The following is a 19,415-nucleotide window of genomic DNA, read 5'->3' as shown; positions in this document are numbered from 1 at the left end:
GCGCGCAGCCTAGTCGTCCAGGAAGGTCGCGGCGTTCCGGCGCCGACGGTCCACGCTCACCGTGAACACGTCGGGCCGGGCGTAATGCCCGGTGGGGTCGAAGTTCTGGCGTTCCCGCGCGACCGCGGCCGGATCGATGTCGGCGATGACGAGACGTTCGTCGCCGGCCACCGGCTCGATCAGCCAGCGGCCGTCCGGGCCGGCCAGGGCGGAGCCGCCGTCGTACCCCGCGGGCGTGCCCAGGGCGAGCAGCTCGTCGCGCAGCGGGAAGTCCGACGGCACATCGGTGTAGTCGAGCACCGCGCCGACGGCCAGGGAGTACACCCGGCCCTCCTTGGCGATGAAGCGGGTGATGTCCTCGGTGTTGCGGACCGCGCCCGGCCAGGTGGCGATGTGCAGGGTCGTGCCGTCGGCATACAGCGCGTGCCTGGCCTGCGGCATCCAGTTCTCCCAGCAGGACAGGCCGCTGACCCGGAACTCGCCGACGTCGTGCGCGCGCAACCCGTGCCCGTCGCCGATCCCCCAGACCATCCGCTCCTCGTGGGTCGGCATCAGCTTGCGATGCGCGCCGACCACGCCGCGGGCCGGGTCGATGGCGACCAGCGTGCAGTACACCGTGCCGCGGACGCGCTCGGTGATGCCGAGGTAGCAGAACACACCGAGGTCGGCGACCGCCTCGCGCACAGTGGCGAGGTGCGTGCCGTCCAGGGTGACTGCCGCGTCCAAATAGTAGGCGTAGGCGGCTTTTTGGGCCGGGTTGTCGAACCGGGCGCCGCCGGTGTCCGCCAGCCAGATCGGGTAGCCGGACAGGAAGGTCTCCGGGAAGGCGACGAGCTGCACCCCGGCCGCCGCGGCCTGGGTCAGATAGTCGACGACGATCTTCGTGCCTGCCGTGGGGTCGAGCCAGGCAGGCCGGGCCTGGGCCGCAGCGATCCGCATGGCACGATGCTAGCGAAACCGCCCGATACGCAAGGGCTTTGCCGTAGCACCCGATAGTTCAGTTGGCGTGTCCGATCTGGGTGTTCATCCAGTCACCGAGCCACTGGATGGCGTTGCGACCCGAGTCGTCGACGATGAGGGCGCCGTAGTTGATGTGCGCGCTCGAGGCGAAAAAGCTTGCGGCGCTGAGGCCGTCGCGCAGCATCGTGAGCAGGCTGATGCCGCCCTTGGCCGGCGCGGTCTTGGCGAGGGCCCCGGTCAGATCCTCGAGGTCGAGGCGCTGAGTGTTGTCGCTGGTTTTGGTTTCGGCGAGCAGTCCGGTGGCGACCGAGGCCAGCTCGAGACCCACCGGCAGCAGGCCGGACAGCACGGCCGCCGCGCCCGCCGGGTCGGGGGCCTGCCCGGGCGGCGGGACCAGTTTCTCCAGCACCGACCACGCGATCTCCTGGATCTGGCCGACCAGGGTGGCCAGCCGCAGCACGTCGGCCTTGGACAGGATCGCGGTCATCGACGTCGCGATCTGGGTGTAGCCCTGCGAGTTCGGGATCGTGGAGAGCACCTGTGCGACGGCTTTCAGGTCGGCGCTCGCGACGAGTTCGACCAGCGGCCGGAACTGGTTGTTCAGCGCACCGGCGACCTGGTGGGCACCTTTGGCGTCCATCGCCGCCACCTTCTGCGACAGCAACGCGAAATTGTCGAGGATCGCGCCGAAGTCGAGGGCCGTGACGTTGGCGACGACATCGAGGGTCTGATCGACCAGCACGGTGGGTTTCAGCATCGCCAGGATCTTCGTGGCCGATCCGAGGATGGCCGCCGGTATCTCGGCCAGCGGTCCCACCAGGTCGATGAGTGCGTCGACCTTGACCGTGAGTGCGGTGGCATCGGGTGAGTCCGCAGGGACTGTGCGAATACCCCTGTTCAGCAAGGCAGTTGAGCTGTCGGTGATCGTGTTCACCGCCGACGCGGCACCGGCCAGATCGGCCTCCCCCGCCTTGCTCAGCACCTGGCTCGCGTTGTGCTCGGCCGTACCGGCGGGGGCGGCGGCCAGTCGCTCGGCGGTCCCGGAGTCTTTCAGGCCGGCGAGGGTTTCGATGGTGTCGGTCAACTTGGCGGCGGTGTCGCGGACGTGCGTCAGGTCGAGGCCACCGGGAGCGTTACGGCTGGTGGTCAGCTCGTCGACCGCGGTGGCCAGGCCGGACAGGTCGATCTTGGTGTCCTTGACTGCCAAGGTTTTCGCGAAGCTGGAGTTGCTGGCCGCCTTGCTCAGCAGTGAGCCGAGCCGCGCGAGCAGCGGGTTGTCGCTCTTCTTGATCGAGCAGTACAGGTCGCCGGGGTCGCAGATCGAGCTGACCCGCCCGGTGAGCTTGCCCATGCCCTGCGGGCGCGGATCGGCGATACCCGAGCCCGCGGTGTGCGGACCGACGGCGGTTTCGCCCTTGGTACCCGACGCCGGATCGGCGATGAGCCCGACGGCCAGCACCCGCTCGGGTGGCACGGGGCCGCGATCGTTGCCGATCTCGGAGGCGACATCACCCGCGGCGTCCGCGCCCTGGCTATAGCCGGTGATCGTGAATTTCGCCTCTGGGCAACGGTTTCCGTAGTCACGCAGCGCCTTGCGGGCGTTGACCAGCGCGGTGTTCTTGCTGTCCGCATAGGTGTAACCATTGTCGAAGGCGCGCGCCATGTAGGGCGTGAAGTAGATGTCGGAGCTGGGGCCCTGCCGGTGTTGGATCGCCTCGGCGATCGGGCGGAGCATGCCGATCGGCTTTGCGGGGTCCGCCTTTTCGTTGGTCTCCCAGGTGCCGGGAATGAACAGATTGAAGGTCTGCGCGCAGTCGGCCTGCGCGGACCGCGCGAAGGCCGGGGCGGCGACGGTAACGGGCGCGACGGCCACTCCCATGGCCACCAGCACTGCCACCACATAGCGATGGGACAAAGGCAGGACAGACATGTGAACCTCACTACCGAGCTCGGTGGGTCGCTCATCGCCGAACGTCAGAGTCGGCCGACTCGACCTGAGAACAACGGGGGCATCAGGCGAGGAGGTATCGCGAATTTATCGAGAGAGCGGTTTACGCGTATTCAGCGCGGCGACCCGTGGCGCCGCGCTGAATACGCACATCCGAGTCAGGACAAATTACCGACAAGCAAGCTGAGCAGTTTGAGGCTCACTTTGAGCAAATCCAGTCCGGTGCCGAGTGACCCGGTCGAGGATCCGCCGCCGCTGAGCGATTCCGAGCCCTCACTGGACCCGGAACCGGCGGCAATGAAGTTAACGGTATCCATAACGCTGACGAGAGTCGACATGTCTCAAACCGCCTGTCTTGTAACGGTATTGCACCGAACAGCACCTGAGCTCAGGTCCCGTGATTATTGATGTTGGCAGCAACCAGATTCCACTGGGATCGCCGCCGCGTCCAGCTGCTCAACTGGGGAAGTTGTGCCGCAGTGGCCTATTCCAGCGAATGCCGGTGGCGGACCGGCAGGTTTTCTGGTCTCCCCACTGTGACTGGGGAGCTGGGGGCAGGTGTTTACGTGATTGCCGCGCACAGGTTGCAACGCACCGGAGGTCGGATTGCGAACAGCGCAATATCAGTTGCGCCACTTGCGGACTGAAGTGACGTGGGACATTCTGGCCCGACGCGGGATCTCCCGCGGCACGGAAGGAGAAAACGGTGCGCAATGGTGAGTTCGAACGGCGGCGTTTGCTCGGCCTGCTCGGTGGCGCGGTGGGCGTCGGCGTCGCAGTGACAACCGGGGCGTTCCAGCCCGCGATGGCGGGTGCGGCGAGCGGGACGCGCGCGTTCGTGGGCTGCTATACCTCCGGCGGCGCAGGGGGTTCCGGCGTCGGCGTCGCCACCGCGGATCCCGGCACCGGACGAATGACCGTGGAAAGCGTTGTCCCGGTGGCAGATCCGTCCTTCCTGGCGCTGTCGCCCGACCGGCGCTACCTGTACGCGGTGAACGAAGGCTCGGGTGCCGGTACGGCCACCGCGATCGACCTGCGCTCGCCACGGCCGACGGTGTTGAATACCGTTGCGGTGCAAGGCGAGGGGCCGACCCACCTGTGCGTCACCCCGGACGGTCGGCACGTACTGACCGCGAACTACGGATCGGGCAGCATCAGCGTGCTCGCCGTCGCCGCGGACGGACGCCTCGGCACGGTGACCGACGTCGTCCGGCACACCGGCACCGGACCGGATCCGGATCGGCAGTCCGCACCGCACGCCCACCAGGTGTCGATCGACCCCTCCGGCCGCTGGGTACTCGCGGTGGACCTGGGGGTCGACTCGGTCTACGTCTACCGTCTCGCCGCAGGCAAACTGCACCGGCACGCGCAGGTCATCATGGCACCGGGCAGCGGACCACGCCACCTCTGCTTCCACCCCAACGGCCGCACCGCCTTCCTCGCCAACGAACTGAATTCCACTGTCACCGTGCTGGATTGGCAGTCCGAGCGCGGCGAATTGCGGGCCGGGCTTTCGGTGCCCGCCGATCTCGATCGCGGCGGCGACCGAAACTACCCGTCCGCACCCGTGGTCGCCAAGGACGGCCGCTTCCTCTACCTCGCCAACCGCGGCCACGACAACATCGCGACCTTCGCCATCCTCGGCGGTCTGCTCGTCCCGATGGGCACCACCCCCTGCGGCGGAAAGTTCCCCCGCGATCTGACGCTGAGCCCGGACGGCCGGCGGCTGTACGCGGCCAACCAGAAGTCGAACAAGGTGACCTGGTTGAACCTCCACCGCGCCACCGGCCTCCCCGCCGCCCCATCGGCCTCGCTAGACACCCCCGCCGCCACCTGCGTGCTTTTCGAGTAGCCGCCCGCCATGCCGACCCGCGCACCACCATGCGCTACGACCGCGCCCGCACCAACCTCGACCGCCACGCCAACTACACCCTCGCCGCCTACATTGCCTCGGGCACATAACAACTCAACGAACCCTCATGGCTTCAATTGCGTGCACCCGAGCTAGTGGTCCGGATCTTGGTGGTCAGCTCGCGGTCGTTGCCGAAGATGCCTCGATGGATGGGCTGGCCTTCGTGACGTATTGCAGGTGGCGTGCGTCTTGACCAATCCAAGCCGTCCGCAGCGTCGAATACAGGTCGTCCTGACCGACAGGATTAGGGCGGGACACGCTCACTGGTGCAGGTGCGCTCCGATTAGTGGCGTGACCTGGAACGATCGGATCATCCATCCAGACAACTAATCCCGACAGGCCGGAGGGCTATGCTATGGGTCGTATCGCGATCATGTTCGCTGTTGCTGGAGTACTTGGGTTGGCCACGTGTGGGCAAGCCGTGGCAGCCGAGAAAGACTTGGTGCCGACCGGCAAGTTCACCATCCGCAACGTCGACTCCGGGAAATGCCTCGAGGATTCCGACCGGCTGCAACTCGTGAAGTGCGACACCACCAGCAAAAACCAACAGTGGACCGCCGCGAAGGTCGGCAATGGCCAGTACAAGCTCCAAACCCCCGGAAACAAAAGTAACTGCCTTGCACCGGACGATTTTTACCCGTATTCCGTTGACAGCTGCTCCAGGGTGATGCCGCTGCTCGTCAAATCCACATCCACAGCTGGAGCGGTAACTCTCCAGCACCCCGACGGCGAGCACTACATGGGTGTAGGCGCCCCTATCCCTGGAGGTGAACTCGGCGCAGGTCCGGACAAGCCCTCGCCTTCAGGGCCACCCGAAGCTACGATCGTCCTCCCGACCACCAACAACGAAGAGGCATGGGTGCTCACCCCCGTCACATCCTGACGGTGCCAGTTGGCCGTTTGAAGTTGCCGGGTGGTGGGCCGGAGGGCGCCGCCACTTCAGGCGAGACGGTGCGTGTCCGGTAATGACTCCGAGCGCGCTGAGCGAAACGGCCAGAGCACTGCCAACGGGCAGAGCAATGTACGGCCGTCGGCAGTGCGCGCACCTACCGCCGTCCACACGATGGGCAGCGGCCAGATCGGTTGCTCGATATGCCTTTTCAACGCATCCGCATGCCGAATAGCGTGCGTTCTGATCGGCCTGCCGTCCGGGACGAGCAAGTCGGTCACGAACCTTGGGATCTCGGGGCCGGTCTCGAGCTCGGCTCAAATCCTGCCCTTGCGTTCGACTCCAGAATCCGGGCCTCGGGGACCGGATGAGCAACGTGCTCGTCGCCCACCTCGGCGTAGCAAATCCATCCTTCGCGCTACTACGCGAGGTCGCTGCCCGCGCCGACGAACGTCCAGGATTGCCGATCGGCTTGCTTGCTGCGACGAAGCCGAGCTTCGATATGTCGCGTAGTACGAAGCCGAGCACCGCGCAGTAGACGCCGAGCGCTTCGTCCAGATCGTGGACGGCGAGCGTCAGGCCTCGAATCCGGTCACGCCCCAAAACTTCTGGGTAGGCCGCTCCTTGCCGTTCCTGGTTGGCGGCGTGGAGCAGGACTATGTCGAGGTCGGGCAGGCGGTGCGCCACGATCGTGGTCAGCCAACGGGCCAGGTTTACCGACGGCCTGGGCTGGAAGATCAAGAACGACTACGGCGTCTCGGTCTTCTTCGAGTCCGACGGCGCCACACCCGTCGGCTTCTACGGCCGTGACGGCTTGGCCGAGCAGGTGGGCGTCAGCCCGGAGGGCGACGGCTTCAGCGGGCTGGTCCTGACCTATGTCGTGCGCAGCGAGGCACGGGTGGACGAGCTCACCGCGGCGGCGGTGAAGGCAGGCGCCACCATCCTCAAGCCCGCCGGCGCGCTGCTGTGGGGGTGGATACGGCGCCATGTTCGCGGGCCCGGACGGATACATCTGGAGCCTCGGCTACAGCGCACAAGGAAAGGATCAGCTGGACGCGGAGTAGCACACTCTGCTGCCGGGCGGGCGTTCAGCCGACCATGATCAGCAGTCGGCCACGCCCGCCACGGCGCCACCGAACCGCGCGCCGCAGTCGACGGCAGACAACTACGACCCGGCGCCGCACCCGTCCCCAGTTGTGCGCCAGTCGAAATGATTGCGCGAGTGTGGTTTTACTTGATCATGCAACGCACACCTCGGAGTGCTACAAGATCGGCCGCAGCCGTGCAGGAGTAGTAACCGATCTCCGACCCCGGTGCCATCGTCCGCACCGGGGCCGAAGCGCGCGCTCTAGATGGTGTTTCCCTGCGCCCCAACACTTTTCCGCACATCTAGTTGCGAGTTCAAGTGAATTCTCGATGAATCAGATTGCTACACAACGCATTTCGCTCCGAAGCGGACAGCGCAAAGCTATACATGAAAGGCATCTCATGCTCGTTCGCGCGTGAAAGGTTCCCGAAATGCGCAGAATCACGCATATCACCCTGGGCCTGCTGGTAGTAGCCGGCAGTCTCGTCGCTACCCCCAACTCCTGGGCCGAGCCGGAATCCGGTCGGCTCACCGATCTCAGCGGCATCGCTGACGACGGCGCAACAACCACCTTGCGCTCCGGCGCGGCCGCGGTCCGGGTCAGCTTTCCCAACCCCGGCGCGGTCCGCGTACAACTGGCGCCCGACGGACAGTTCACCGATCCGGCCAAGGACAAGATCGTCCTGCCGAGCAAGGTCCCGCCCGCCACGGCGAAACGGACCGACAAGGGCGACTACTGGGCCATCGCCACCACCGATCTCACCCTGCGCGCCTACAAATCTCCGCTGCGCTTCGCCCTCTACGACCGCGCCGACACGAAACAGATCTGGGCCGAGACCGCGCCGCTCTCCTGGACTAAGGACGCGACAACGCAAAGCCTCGGCCGTGGTCAGCACGAACAGTTCTTCGGCGGCGGTGAGCAGAACGGGCGGTTCAGCCATCGCGACCAGACCATCAAGATCTTCGCCGACTACAACTGGAACGACGGCGGCGCGCCCAACTCGCAACCGTTCTACCTGTCCAGCAACGGATACGGCGTGCTGCGCAACACCTTCGCACCGGGCAGCTACAGCTTCACCGACCCGGCACGCACCACCCATCAGGAACGCCGCTTCGACGCGATCTACGTCGTCGGCGACGGCCCCAAGGGCGTGATCTCCGCCTACACCGGGCTGGTCGGCAGGCCGTTCCTGCCGCCGATCTACGGCCTGGAGATGGGCGACTCCGATTGCTACCTGCACAACGCCAACCGCGGTGAGCGGCACACCCTCGACGCGGTCGCCATTGCCGAGGGGTATGTGCGCAACAAGATGCCGAACGGCTGGATGCTGGTCAACGACGGCTACGGCTGCGGGTACGAGAATCTGCAACAGGTCGGCGAGGGGCTGCGCAAGAACAACATGCAGCTCGGCCTGTGGACCGAAGACGGACTGCCGCATCAGGCCGAGGAGGTCAAAGCCGGTGTGCGGGTGCGCAAGCTGGACGTGGCCTGGGTCGGCCCCGGCTACCAGTTCGCGCTGGACGGCTGCGACACCGCACACCGCGGCATCGAGGAGAACAGCGATGCCCGTGGTTTCGTCTGGACCCCGGTGAGCTGGGCGGGCGCGCAACGATGCGCGGTGCTCTGGAGCGGCGACCAAGCCGGTTCCTACGACTACATCCGCTGGCAGATCCCCACCTACGCGGGTTCGACGATGTCCGGCATCGCCTACAACACCGGTGACGTCGACGGCATCTTCGGCGGCAGTCCGAAGACCTACACCCGCGACCTGCAGTGGAAAGCGTTCCTGCCCACCATCATGTCGATGGACGGCTGGGCACCCAACGACAAGCAGCCGTGGCGCTACGGCGAGCCCTACACCTCGATCAATCGAAAGTACTTGGAGCTCAAGGAAAGACTGCTGCCCTACACCTATTCCTATGCGGTGGAGGCGAATCGCACCGGCGTCGGCCAGGTCCGGCCACTCGCACTGGAGTATCCGAACGATCCCCAGACCTGGGGCGACAAGGCCCGGTACGAATTCCTTTCCGGGAAGGACTTTCTCGTAGCGCCGGTGTACAACGACGCCGAGAAGCGGGACGGGATCTACCTGCCGGAGGGCACCTGGATCGACTACTGGACCGGCCGCTCCTGGACCGGGCCGACCACGGTGAACGGCTATCACGCTCCGCTGGACACTCTTCCGCTGTTCGTGCGGGCCGGCGCGGTGGTGCCGATGTGGCCGGAGGGCACTCAGTCGTGGAAAACGCGCGACCGCAGCGTGCTGAACCTGGACGTCTACCCGCAGGCCGCGGGCAACTTCACGCTGGTCGAGGACGACGGGGTGACCCGGGGTTATCAGCGCGGCGAACAAGCGTCGCAGAATTTCGCGGTGCGCTCGCTCGCGCCCGGCGCCGTCGAGGTGACCATCGGCGCCAGCACGGGAACGTATCCGGGCAAACCGGCGGACCGTCGCTACGAACTCACGGTGCACACCAAGTCCGCGCCGAAGGCCGCGCACACCTCGGCGGGTGCGCTCCCGCAACGGAGCAGCCGTGCGGACCTGGATCGGGCGCCGAACGGCTGGTGGTTCGACCCGAACGATCGCGGCGGCGTGGTGCACGTGAAAACCGATCCGGTCGCGGCAGCGAACAGCCTGTCGGTCGCGCTGTGGTGACCGCGGCGGACGGCCGCTGACCTGGCGGCTTGCCATTGAACACGGGCCATGGAGCCCACTTCGACGGCCGATTCGGCACCGAATCGGCCGTCGTCGCGGCGGTGCGCAGCGAATTGGCTGGGTGCGGGTTATCGGCGAGGGTGGTTAACTCCTCAGCGGATCGTCGTGTTCGAAGGGAGTAGGGGGTAGGCGTGGTGCAGCTCGGAGTGAACGAGTCGTTCGCTGACTACCTCATCGAGGGTGTGCTCGGGCGGGGTGGAATGGGCACCGTCTATTTGGCGCAGCACCCTCGGCTACCCCGGCAGGTCGCGCTGAAACTGCTCAACCGCGAGGTGTCCGCCGATCCAGAACTGCGGCGGCGGTTCGAGCAGGAAGCCAATGTGGTTGCGCGGCTGGATCATCCGGGGATCGTCGGCATTCACGATCGGGGCACGCACGACGGGCACCTGTGGATCGCCATGCAATACATCCACGGCTCCGACGCCGCCCGGTTGACGCCGCGGGAGGTGCCGATCGATCGCGCCCTGCGGATCGTCGCGGAGACCGGCGCCGCGCTGGACTACGCGCACAGCCGAGGCGTGCTGCACCGGGACATCAAACCGGCGAATATCTTGCTGGCCACACCGGACACCGGTCGCGCGGAACGCGCGGTACTCACCGATTTCGGCATCGCCCGGCTGCTCGACTCCAATACCCAGCTCACCTCGAGCGGCACCTTCCATGCCACGCTCGCCTATGCCTCCCCGGAACAGCTCTCCGGCGAAAAGGTCGATCATCGCTCGGATCAGTACTCGCTCGCGTGCACGCTGTTCACGCTGGTGGCAGGCCACCCGCCCTTCGCGGCGACCAATCCCGGCCAGGTCGTCGCCGGGCATATCAGCAAGCCGGTGCCGCGACTGAGCGCCGTGCGCCCGGATGTGCCGCCGATGCTGGACGAGGTGATCTTCCGCGCGATGGCCAAGCGGCCCGAGGAACGATTCGGCAGCTGCCGGGAGTTCACCTCGGCGGCGTGGGAGTCCCGGCACGTCCGACCGGCTCCCGCTCGAACCGCCGTGGCAGCCGTTCGGGTGGCGCCGACAGCGGTCAATCAGCATGGTCAGAGCCAGTCGCCGCACGGGCAAGACCAGTTGCCGCACGACCAAGGCCGATCGCCGCGCGATCAGGGTCAGTCGCCGCGCGGTCAGAGTCCGTCGCCGCACGGTCGAGACCAGTCGACGCACGGTCAGAGCCAGGCGACAGCGACACCGGTTGCCGCCCATACCCCCGCGTCGCAGCCCGATCGACGCACTCCCAGCGGCCGAGGCACCGCGCTCGCAGCCTGCGTGCTCGCGCTCCTGTTCGGCTGCTGGGCCGCCTGGGTCGTGGCATATCCGCGGGCACACGTCGTCCGCGGGGTCCTCCGCTATCGAGATCTCGACATAGCCCCGTATGCCGCAGGAGGTGCGGCAGCCGCGGGTGCCGCATTCCTACTCATCGGCGGCGCGGTTCTGCTGTTGGCCCGCAAGCGATTCGGTCGTGCCATGGTGGTTCTCGGGTCTGCGGGCTTTCTCGCGAGTTTGGTACCTGTCCGGTTCCACTACGACAGTGCGAACGGCACCACCGGGTGGTCGATGGTCGTGGGATTGGCGTTGCTGGTGCTGACGCTGCTGGTGACCCTGTCCACGACGACGGCCCGCTGGTTGCGGGCCGGCGGTTCGACGCACCGGTAAGCCGGCATGCCGAGCACGACCGATTCCGGCGAATATGACGCGACTCCGTTCTAATTGCCGAACCACCCGCCGCACAACAGAACTCGCGGAACCCGCCTACGCATTCCGGGCACACGCAACCTCACTTCGTGCTAAATTTTTAGCGTGTCTAATATAAGTCGCCGCAATCCTCTCATTTCGGTGGCCGCATTGGGACTTATCGCGGCCCTCACCGCAACAGCCTGCAACTCCGATACTCCGAAGAGCGATTCGAACTCTTCGACCAGCTCGTCGAGCGTTACGACGCAAGACAATACGAAACTCTTCCACGATATCTACAAGCAATTGGTGGAAACGGACACCACGCACTCGACCGGCAGCACGACGGTGGCCGCGAACGCGGTCAAACAACGACTGCTCGACGCCGGCTTCGCCGAATCCGATATCCAGATCTTCGAGCCGGTACAGCGCAAGGGCAACCTGGTGCTCCGATTCACCGGATCGGGGCAACGTAAACCGTTGCTGCTCTTGGGACATCTCGATGTCGTCGAGGCCAAACGGGAAGACGGCTGGACCACCGATCCGGCCAAGCTCACCGAGGTGGACGGCTTCTACGCTGCCCGCGGCTCGATCGATGACAAGGCGATGGTGTCCGCCCTCATTTCCGACCTGATCCAAATGAAGCGTGAAGGATTCAAGCCAAGCCGCGACATCGTGCTCGCCTTGACCGCCGACGAAGAGGCCGGAAAAGACAATGGCGCAAAATGGTTGATGGAGAACAAAGCCGACCTGATGAGTGCCGAGTACGGCCTCAATGAAGGCGGCCGGGCGCTGCTCGCCGATGGAAAGCCCGCATTGCAAGGCGTGCAGGTGGCCGAAAAGACCTATGCCACTTATCAGGTAGAGGCCAAGGCACCCGGCGGGCACAGTTCGGTGCCGACACCCGAGAATGCCATCTACACCCTCATGTCCGCATTGAATCGCCTTGCCGCCCATCGGTTCCCAGCCTCGATCAGTGACCCGACCCGGGACAATTTCCGCGCGCTCGCGGCGCAGCGCAGCGGGCAGGAAGCCGAAGACATGCGTGCGGTCGCCGCGGGCAATCCCAGTCCGGAAGCGTTGGATCGACTCTCGGCGACGCCCGACTACAACGCCCAGCTGCGCACCACCTGCGTGGCCACCATGCTGGCGGCCGGCGAAGCCGAGAACGCATTGCCGCAGACGGCGAAGGCCACCGTCAACTGCCGTATCCTGCCGCAGGACAACCCCGACGACATCGACAAGCAGTTCCGGGCGGCACTCGCCGAACCCAAGTTGACCATCACCCCCAAAGTGGATCCGGCAGGCGGTATCTCGCCGACCAACGGTGAGGTCATGTCCGCCATCACGTCGCTGACCAAAGAAATGTTCCCCACCGCCGCCGTGAGCTCCTTCATGTCCACCGGGGCCACCGACAGCAAATATGCTCGCAGCAAAGGGATTCCGATGTACGGGATCAGCGGACTGTTCATGGTGCCCGCCGACGCCGGTCGCATCCACGGCGTGAATGAACGAGCGCCGATCGCCGGCCTCGAGGCCAGTCGCGAGTTCCTCTACCGGCTGATCAAGCAACTCTCCCAGTAGGTCTCGACCGGACGCGCCGCGAATCCAGCGCGGCGCGTCCCGCTACTCCCGCGCGCCGAGCGCGTCGAGTTCGGTCCGCAGATCCACGACCTCGGCCGCGAGTTCGTCGCGCAACTGTTCCCGTTCCACCAGACTGGCGCGCATGCTGTCGATCGTGTCGTTCATCGCGGCCAGCTTCAGATCGGCTCCGGTCAGCCGCCATTCGATGACGGCACGGCGGTCCACGTCCTCGCTCGCGGTGCGGACCCACGCCACCACGTAGTCGAGCCACTCGGGCTGCTTGGGCATCTCCTCGGTGTCGTCCCAGCCGCGCCGGATCGAGGGCTTCGACGAGAGCACCCGCTCGCCGGCCTGCCCCGCCGCGGGCGCGTTCATCTGCACCAGGCTGATTTTTCCGGCGCTCGTCACGACGACGGTGAGCCGATAACGCCCGGCCAAGTGCATCTTCAGCTCGGCCGCGCCGCGCCCGTCGGCGTCCATCGCGCCGAGCCACGGGCCGTCCGCCGCGGTGATGATCGATTCGAGCACGCCGAGCTGCCCGACGGCGCGGCGCACCCGCGTGGCGTGCTCGTGCAGCTCGTCGGGCGTGGCGGTCATCTGGTCCCAGTGCATCGCACCTACTTCCTCGTCGACCGGCTCCCAGGGACAGGAACATCTACGAACGTACATTCGCCGACCACCGAACCGTGGCATACGGGCGCTGCGGCGGGCGTCCGGCGCACTTGACTTGGAGTGCACTCCAGGTCGTAGCGTGAGGAATCTGCGTTGCCGACTTACGAGGGGATCGTGCCATGGAGCTCGGTTTTCATCTTCCGATATTCGACATCGACGGGGGCACCACCGCGATCGCCGGCGAACTCGCCAGGGTCGGCGCCGCGGCAGAGGCGTCCGGTGCGACCTGGTTGTCCTTCATGGACCACTACTTTCAGATCGAGCCGACCGGGCGGCCCGCCGAGTCGAACATGCTCGAGGGGTACACCACGCTCGGCTTCCTGGCCGCGCACACCTCCCGCATCGAGCTCGGCCTGCTGGTCACCGGCGTGACCTACCGGCACCCCGGCTTGCTCGCAAAGATCATCACCACGCTCGATGTGCTCTCCGGTGGCCGGGCCGCGCTCGGCATCGGCGCCGCGTGGTTCGAGCGCGAACACCACGGACTCGGCGTGCCGTACCCGCCGATCGCCGAGCGGTTCGAGCGGCTGGAGGAGGCGCTGCGCATCTGCCGGCAGATGTGGGATCCCGCGAACAACGGACCGTTCGACGGCAAGCACTATCAACTGGCCGAGACGCTCTGCTCGCCCCAGCCGATCAACCAGCCCACGGTGCTCATCGGCGGTGGCGGCGAACGCAAGACCCTGCGCCTGGTCGCCCAGTACGGCGACGCCTGCAACCTCTTCGCCTCTTCCCCCGCGGACGTCGCGCACAAGCTCGACGTACTGCGCCGCCATTGCGACGACGTCGGCCGTGACTACAACCAGATCCGCATCACCCTGCTGGCCAACAACCCCCGTCCGAGCCCCGACACCCGCGACGACTTCGTCCGTGCCATGGCCGACTACGCCGCACTCGGCGCGCACACCGTCATCGTCACCCCGGCCACCGGCGCCCCCGCCGCCTGGATCGACGGCATGGCCCCCGCGGTCCCCCAGCTCGCCGAACTCGGCTGACAAACGCGTGATCGCCGAACAGGGTGGAAGGAACCCTGTTCGGCGATCGAGTCGGGGTACTAGCTACCAGCCACCGGCCAGTGCCCCGAGGCCTTCGCCCGCACCGGCGAGTCCGCCCAAGGCCTCGCCGAGTCCGCCGAACGCGTCGCCGCCCTCACCGAGTCCGCCGAGAAGGTCGCCGAGGCCGCCGAAGGCGTCGCCGCCGCCGGTCAGGGCGTCTAGGCCGTCACCTGTCGGTGCGTCGAACCCGTTGCTCCACGGGTCGAAAGACGAATCGCCGCCGTCTTTCGAGAACCAGTCGAAGCCATCGGAAGCGCCGTCACCGGCCCCTTCGCCTGCATCGTCGGAGAAGATGTCGCTCCAGGAATCCTCGGGGGAATCGCCTGCGCCGTAAGCGGGTTCGTCCGAATCTTCAGCCCAGGGGTCCTCGGACGAATCTCCCCCGTCATCGGACGAGTCGTCGCCCCAAGAATCTTCGGACGAATCACCTCCGTTATCCGAAGACTCGTCCGAACCGTCGCCCCAGGGATCCTCAGCCGAATCGCCCGCGTCGTCGGAAGATTCGTCCGAACCGTCGGACCAGGGGTCCTCGGACGAATCATCTTCCCCTTCCGAGGGGACCTCGGAACCGTCGTCCGAAGGTTCCTCGGACGAATCACCCTCACCATCAGAAGATTCGTCCGAACCATCGCCCCAGGGATCCTCGGACGAGTCGCCCTCGCCTTCCGAGGGGACCTCCTCCGAGGGTTCCGCGGAGGTGTCGTCTCCGCCATCGGAAGGCTTGTCGCCTCCGTCGGACGGCTGGTCCTCGCCACCTCCGTCGGACGGCTTGTCCTCGCCACCTCCGTCGGAGGGCTTGTCCGCACCGCCTTCGTCGGAGGGCTTATCGTCGCCACCACCGTCGGACGGCTTGTCCTTCCCGCCGCCGTCGGAGGGCTTGTCCTTGTCGCCACCGGACGGCTTGTCCTTGTCTTTCTCCTTACCCTTGTCTTTCTCCTTGTCCTTCTCTTTATCCTTGTCCTTGTCGGACTCACTGGACGCACCGAAATCCTGTGTCCAGTAAGGGGTTCCGTCTCCGCTCTTGGCGTAGCCGACCCCGATGTCCTTCAACCCGCAGTTCAGGATGTTCGCGCGATGCCCCTCGCTGTTCATCCAGGCATCGACGACCTCGGACGCACTCGTCTGCCCCTCGGCGATGTTCTCTGCCCAGGTCTGCGCCTTGTAGCCCGCCGCGGTGATCCGGTCGCCCGGATCGCCCTTCGACGAGTTGTGGTCCAGGTTTCCGCTGCCCGCCATGTCTTTGGTGTGGGCCTGCGCGGCTTCGGTGAGGTGCTTGTCGGACTTCAAAGCAGAGCAGCCGGCTTTGGTGCGTGCAGCGTTGGTCAGGCTGATCACCTCATCGGCGGGCGCGTCGGGGCCCGCCGAGGCCGAAGGAGCTCCAGCAATAGTCACAGCGAAAGCTGATACTCCGAAAGCGGTGGACAATGTGAGCATTGTTGCCGGCGAAAAAGGCGAAATCTTTCGCGGTGCACTGTGCTTACCCATGAAATGCCTTCTGGTTGCTGGTTGGCCGCCGCGTGGCGCTCGGGATCAGGCGCTGCCGGTGAGCAGGCCGAGCAGTGGGGCCAGCCCGCCTGCCGCCTTGCTGCCGGACGCCGCGCTCCCGGTGACTGCCGAGCTGCCGGTGCTGAGCGCCTTCGCCAGCGGCGTGATGGCGGCACTGCCCGTCTCGAGGCTCTTGGCCAACCCGCCGAGCGCGGCACTGCCGCTGTTCAGCAGCGCCAACGGATCCTGCGAGGGTGCCGGCTTGGCCTTCGGCTTGCCCGCGCCGGGCTGCTTCTTCTTCGGCGGCTTCGCGGCACGAACCGTGTGGCTGTGCTGACCGGTCTGCTTGCTGACCTGCTGCCCGCTCGCCGCCTTGACCCGCTTCGCCGGAACCTTGGCAACGTGATCGCTCGGGTTGGCCGTGGTGGTCGTCGTCGATTCCGCGACAGCCTGTCCCGCACCGGTATTGGCCGAGATGCCCAAGCCGATCAACGTTGCCGTCGACAAAATTGCCAAACGGGCCGGCATTTGATTTTTGCTAGGTGCGCTGTGCTTACCCATGAGACGCTTCTTTCGGAGTGGTCGATCGCGTGTCGGATCGCCTGTCCCCCAAAGGCACAGGCTCGGTGCTGCCGAGTTCGAGCTACATATCGGGACCACCGAGCAACGTTGGTCGGGTGGCCTTGCTCGCCGGTGCCACCAGATTGTTGATCCCGCATTCGAGGGTAGAACTCGGCACAGCAACCCACGAGTTCTAAGTCGAATTCTAAAATCGAGTTGAGGGCTGATTAACAGCGACACAGGCGATCACAGCCCGATCACGCCCTGATCACGTCGGATCACAATGGACCCCGATCGGCCGCCAGGTGGGCGGCGGACCAGATCAGCCACGCCCGCACCCGACATGCCGCACAACCACCGCTCCAGGGCCCGACCACTCAACGGTCCAGCGCCCCATCCTCGACCACTTCCGCATTGCCCGCCCGGCGTCAGCGTCTCGAGCACCGGGAACTGGTGGCGGCGTATCGCGAGAGCACGCCACTGGTTCCCGTACCCGAGACGCTGACGGATTGAGCCGCGCGACTACCGGAAGGGCGGTTCGTTGAAGGTGCGCAACTTGCGCGAATGCAGCCGATCGCCCTCGGCACGCAGCAATTCCACCGCGCGGATACCGATCTGCAAGTGTTCGGAAATAGCGCCTTCGTAGAAGCGGTTCGCCTGCCCCGGCAGTTTGATCTCGCCGTGCAACGGCTTATCCGAGACACACAGCAGTGTGCCGTAGGGCACCCGGAATCGATATCCTTGCGCCGCGATCGTGGCGCTCTCCATATCGATGGCGACCGCCCGGCTGAGGTTGAACCGCAGCGCCGACGCGGAGTACCGCAGCTCCCAATTCCGATCGTCGGTGGTGACGACGGTGCCGGTACGCAAACGCTCCTTCACCGCTTCACCCGGCATGTTGCTCACGATCTTGGTGGCGTCGTACAGCGCCCGCTGCACCTCGGCGATGCTGGGGATCGGAATGTCGGGCGGCAGTACCGAATCCAGCACGTGATCGTCGCGCAGGTACGCGTGGGCCAGCACGTAGTCGCCGATCGCCTGGCTCTCCCGCAGACCACCACAGTGGCCGATCATCAGCCAGGCGTGCGGGCGCAGCACCGCGAGGTGATCGCAGATGGTCTTCGCGTTCGACGGCCCGACGCCGATGTTCACCAGCGTGATACCGCGCCGGTCGGCGGAGCGCAGATGCCAGGCCGGCATCTGATGCTTCTTCCACGCGACATCCGAAGTGCTTGCCGTGCCGACGGTTTCGGCATCGATCACGGTGCCGCCCGCGCAGGAGAGGCTGTCGTACGGACTGTCCGGGTCGGCGATCTGCGCGCACGCCCAGCGCACGAACTCATCGACATACCGTGTGTAGTTGGTGAACAGCACGAACGGCTGGAAATGCTCCACCGGCGTTCCGGTGTAATGCTGCAACCGTGCCAGCGAGAAATCGGTCCGCAGCGCGTCGAAATGACTGAGCGGCAGAGTGTCGATGGCATTGAAGATGCCGTCGGCGGTTTCGTCACCGATGCTGGCCAGGTCGGTGGTGGGAAAATATCGCGCCATCACCGCGGCCATCGAGCTGTCCAGCGCGAGCTCGGTGCGATCGATGACGTACGGGAACGGAATCTCCTGCCGGGACGGCGACACCTCGATCCGCACGTCGTAATCGCCCTCGATCATCTCCAATTGTTCCGTCAGGTAATGGCGCAACAGGTCGGGGCGGGTGACCGTGGTGGCGTAGCTGCCCGGTCTGGTGAAGCGGCCCCAGGCGCGGGAGCGGTTCTTCGTCGGCGCGTCGCCGTCCCAGCTGATCCGCAGTTCGGGATAGACGAACAGGCCATCGGCGCGGGCGGCGTCGTCGGGCACCGTGCCGTTCTCGACGAAGATGCGTATCGCATCGCGCAATGCGGCGACGGACTGCTGGTAGCGCGTTTCCAGCTGGTCCAAGGCGTCCGCGCTGGTCAACGAGGTGGTTGGTTGCCGACTCGGCATGTGTCTCCCTGCGTCGTTGTCGTTAGCCGTCGTAGGGACACCGTATTTCACCGTGCCGACGAGCCGGTGCTCGCGCCGGTCCGAAGTACACCGAAGGGCTCCGATGACCGGCCGCGACAGTTCAGCGCGCGGGGGGCAGCCGATGCAAGGCCGAGCGCACCAATTCCGATAGCGCGGGCCAGGCTTCGGATTCGGGGTCGATGAGATCGAAGTGGTGGATGTGCGGGAGCACCACCGATTCGGCCGGGCTGTCCTGACTCAAGGCGACGGGCACGGTCTGATCGTCGCTGCCGTGCACCAGGAGCACACCGGGCGGCTTGGACGACAGCCGTACTTGCGGATCCAGGTCCGCATATCGGCGCGGCTGCTGTTCGGGAGTCCCGCCCATCCAGGCCGTCACCGCGCCGTCGCCCAGGTTCAGCCGGGTGGCGCGCGCGAGATCGGCGATCGGAGCCAGGGCGAGGACGGCGGCCTGGCGCTCGTAAGCCCGGGTCAGCGCCAGCATCCCGCCTGCGGAATGACCGACCCACAGCACCGGCTCGGTCAAGCGCGATTCGAGTAGATCAAGGTCAGCGACCGCGGTCATAGGGTCTCCGGGCGTACGCCGATACTCCATCAGCAAGACGTGTGCACCTGCCTCGGCCAGGGCGCGGGCGAGCGGGCGAGCGTGGGTTCGATCGGTGGTCTCGCGAAAGTAGCCGCCGTGCACGAGGACCACGGTGGGTCCGGGTTCGCCGAAGACCTCCGCCAGCTGATCCGGGTCCGGGCCGTAGGAGATGACGGTGCCGGGGTCTCCACTCTCCCGGAGCAGTCGGTCCAGCGCTGCCCGTTCCTGGTAGTCGAAACTCTGCTGGTCCGTATCGGTCACCGGCCGCCTCCCTGTCTCGAGGGCAAGTTA

Annotated in this window: 16 protein-coding genes; 8 read left to right on the top strand and 8 right to left on the bottom strand. The window is 66.1% G+C overall.

Annotation, left to right across the window (positions count from 1 at the left end; all coding sequences use genetic code 11):
- Positions 1–9 precede the first annotated feature (9 nt).
- The 3 genes from IBX18_RS15835 to IBX18_RS15825 form a co-directional block, all read right to left on the bottom strand.
- Positions 10–939 carry a carbon-nitrogen hydrolase family protein gene (locus IBX18_RS15835; protein WP_194834427.1) on the bottom strand — a complete coding sequence of 310 codons (930 nt, stop codon included), beginning with the start codon at positions 937–939 and terminating at the stop codon, positions 10–12.
- Between the two features lie 58 nt (positions 940–997).
- Positions 998–2,890, bottom strand: a complete 1,893-nt coding sequence (locus IBX18_RS15830) for a cutinase family protein (protein WP_194834426.1) — start codon at positions 2,888–2,890, stop codon at positions 998–1,000.
- Between the two features lie 176 nt (positions 2,891–3,066).
- Positions 3,067–3,246: a hypothetical protein gene (locus IBX18_RS15825; RefSeq protein WP_135232778.1), complete on the bottom strand. Its 180-nt coding sequence runs from the start codon at positions 3,244–3,246 to the stop codon at positions 3,067–3,069.
- A 368-nt stretch (positions 3,247–3,614) separates the two neighbouring features.
- Between IBX18_RS15825 and IBX18_RS15820 the strand changes: the two genes are divergently transcribed.
- The 7 genes from IBX18_RS15820 to IBX18_RS15790 all read left to right on the top strand — a co-directional run bounded on the left by IBX18_RS15820 (position 3,615) and on the right by IBX18_RS15790 (position 12,764).
- Complete coding sequence (locus IBX18_RS15820) at positions 3,615–4,760, top strand: lactonase family protein (protein ID WP_306796277.1); 1,146 nt, start codon at positions 3,615–3,617, stop codon at positions 4,758–4,760.
- 415 nt (positions 4,761–5,175) lie between these two features.
- The gene (locus IBX18_RS15815; protein WP_194834425.1) at positions 5,176–5,703 is read left to right on the top strand and encodes an RICIN domain-containing protein; all 528 of its coding nucleotides are present in this window, start codon (positions 5,176–5,178) and stop codon (positions 5,701–5,703) included.
- Positions 5,704–6,076: 373 nt separating this feature from the next.
- On the top strand, positions 6,077–6,247 hold the full coding sequence (locus IBX18_RS15810) for a hypothetical protein (protein ID WP_194834424.1): 171 nt from the start codon (positions 6,077–6,079) through the stop codon (positions 6,245–6,247).
- A 120-nt stretch (positions 6,248–6,367) separates the two neighbouring features.
- Positions 6,368–6,811 carry a hypothetical protein gene (locus IBX18_RS15805; RefSeq protein WP_228541246.1) on the top strand — a complete coding sequence of 148 codons (444 nt, stop codon included), beginning with the start codon at positions 6,368–6,370 and terminating at the stop codon, positions 6,809–6,811.
- Between the two features lie 416 nt (positions 6,812–7,227).
- Positions 7,228–9,453, top strand: a complete 2,226-nt coding sequence (locus IBX18_RS15800) for a TIM-barrel domain-containing protein (RefSeq protein ID WP_194834423.1) — start codon at positions 7,228–7,230, stop codon at positions 9,451–9,453.
- Between the two features lie 191 nt (positions 9,454–9,644).
- A complete protein-coding gene (locus IBX18_RS15795) occupies positions 9,645–11,162 on the top strand; it encodes a protein kinase (protein WP_306796276.1) in 1,518 nt (505 codons plus the stop codon).
- A gap of 144 nt (positions 11,163–11,306) precedes the next feature.
- A complete protein-coding gene (locus IBX18_RS15790; RefSeq protein ID WP_306796275.1) occupies positions 11,307–12,764 on the top strand; it encodes a M20/M25/M40 family metallo-hydrolase in 1,458 nt (485 codons plus the stop codon).
- 42 nt (positions 12,765–12,806) lie between these two features.
- Here the strand turns inward: IBX18_RS15790 and IBX18_RS15785 are convergent, their stop codons facing one another.
- Complete coding sequence (locus tag IBX18_RS15785) at positions 12,807–13,433, bottom strand: hypothetical protein (protein WP_194834422.1); 627 nt, start codon at positions 13,431–13,433, stop codon at positions 12,807–12,809.
- 122 nt (positions 13,434–13,555) lie between these two features.
- Here IBX18_RS15785 and IBX18_RS15780 point away from each other — a divergent pair, with 122 nt between their 5' ends.
- On the top strand, positions 13,556–14,431 hold the full coding sequence (locus tag IBX18_RS15780; RefSeq protein WP_194834421.1) for an LLM class F420-dependent oxidoreductase: 876 nt from the start codon (positions 13,556–13,558) through the stop codon (positions 14,429–14,431).
- 63 nt (positions 14,432–14,494) lie between these two features.
- On the opposite strand, the gene IBX18_RS42075 is transcribed toward IBX18_RS15780, so the two are convergent.
- The 4 genes from IBX18_RS42075 to IBX18_RS15760 form a co-directional block, all read right to left on the bottom strand.
- A complete protein-coding gene (locus tag IBX18_RS42075) occupies positions 14,495–15,883 on the bottom strand; it encodes a CAP domain-containing protein (protein WP_306796274.1) in 1,389 nt (462 codons plus the stop codon).
- A 138-nt stretch (positions 15,884–16,021) separates the two neighbouring features.
- Positions 16,022–16,504 (bottom strand): hypothetical protein, encoded by a 483-nt coding sequence (locus IBX18_RS15770; RefSeq protein WP_159080665.1) that lies wholly within the window; start codon positions 16,502–16,504, stop codon positions 16,022–16,024.
- A gap of 555 nt (positions 16,505–17,059) precedes the next feature.
- Positions 17,060–18,517, bottom strand: a complete 1,458-nt coding sequence (locus IBX18_RS15765; protein WP_194834420.1) for an AMP nucleosidase — start codon at positions 18,515–18,517, stop codon at positions 17,060–17,062.
- Positions 18,518–18,638: 121 nt separating this feature from the next.
- Positions 18,639–19,385: an alpha/beta hydrolase gene (locus IBX18_RS15760; RefSeq protein WP_306796273.1), complete on the bottom strand. Its 747-nt coding sequence runs from the start codon at positions 19,383–19,385 to the stop codon at positions 18,639–18,641.
- Between the last annotated feature and the right edge of the window lie 30 nt (positions 19,386–19,415).

Source organism: Nocardia sp. XZ_19_369 (assembly GCF_015355715.1).
Taxonomy (GTDB): Bacteria; Actinomycetota; Actinomycetes; order Mycobacteriales; family Mycobacteriaceae; genus Nocardia.
The sequence above is the reverse complement of the archived record's forward strand: the minus strand, read 5'-3'. Positions and strand labels throughout refer to the sequence as shown.

What these genes read in the sequence shown, in the direction of transcription:
- IBX18_RS15835 (WP_194834427.1), bottom strand. Translation starts at nt 939, where the DNA reads ATGCGGATCGCTGCGGCCCAGGCCCGGCCTGCCTGGCTCGACCCCACG.
- IBX18_RS15830 (WP_194834426.1), bottom strand. Translation starts at nt 2,890, where the DNA reads ATGTCTGTCCTGCCTTTGTCCCATCGCTATGTGGTGGCAGTGCTGGTG.
- IBX18_RS15825 (WP_135232778.1), bottom strand. Translation starts at nt 3,246, where the DNA reads ATGTCGACTCTCGTCAGCGTTATGGATACCGTTAACTTCATTGCCGCC.
- IBX18_RS15815 (WP_194834425.1), top strand. Translation starts at nt 5,176, where the DNA reads ATGGGTCGTATCGCGATCATGTTCGCTGTTGCTGGAGTACTTGGGTTG.
- IBX18_RS15810 (WP_194834424.1), top strand. Translation starts at nt 6,077, where the DNA reads ATGAGCAACGTGCTCGTCGCCCACCTCGGCGTAGCAAATCCATCCTTC.
- IBX18_RS15805 (WP_228541246.1), top strand. Translation starts at nt 6,368, where the DNA reads ATGTCGAGGTCGGGCAGGCGGTGCGCCACGATCGTGGTCAGCCAACGG.
- IBX18_RS15800 (WP_194834423.1), top strand. Translation starts at nt 7,228, where the DNA reads ATGCGCAGAATCACGCATATCACCCTGGGCCTGCTGGTAGTAGCCGGC.
- IBX18_RS15785 (WP_194834422.1), bottom strand. Translation starts at nt 13,433, where the DNA reads ATGTACGTTCGTAGATGTTCCTGTCCCTGGGAGCCGGTCGACGAGGAA.
- IBX18_RS15780 (WP_194834421.1), top strand. Translation starts at nt 13,556, where the DNA reads ATGGAGCTCGGTTTTCATCTTCCGATATTCGACATCGACGGGGGCACC.
- IBX18_RS15770 (WP_159080665.1), bottom strand. Translation starts at nt 16,504, where the DNA reads ATGCCGGCCCGTTTGGCAATTTTGTCGACGGCAACGTTGATCGGCTTG.
- IBX18_RS15765 (WP_194834420.1), bottom strand. Translation starts at nt 18,517, where the DNA reads ATGCCGAGTCGGCAACCAACCACCTCGTTGACCAGCGCGGACGCCTTG.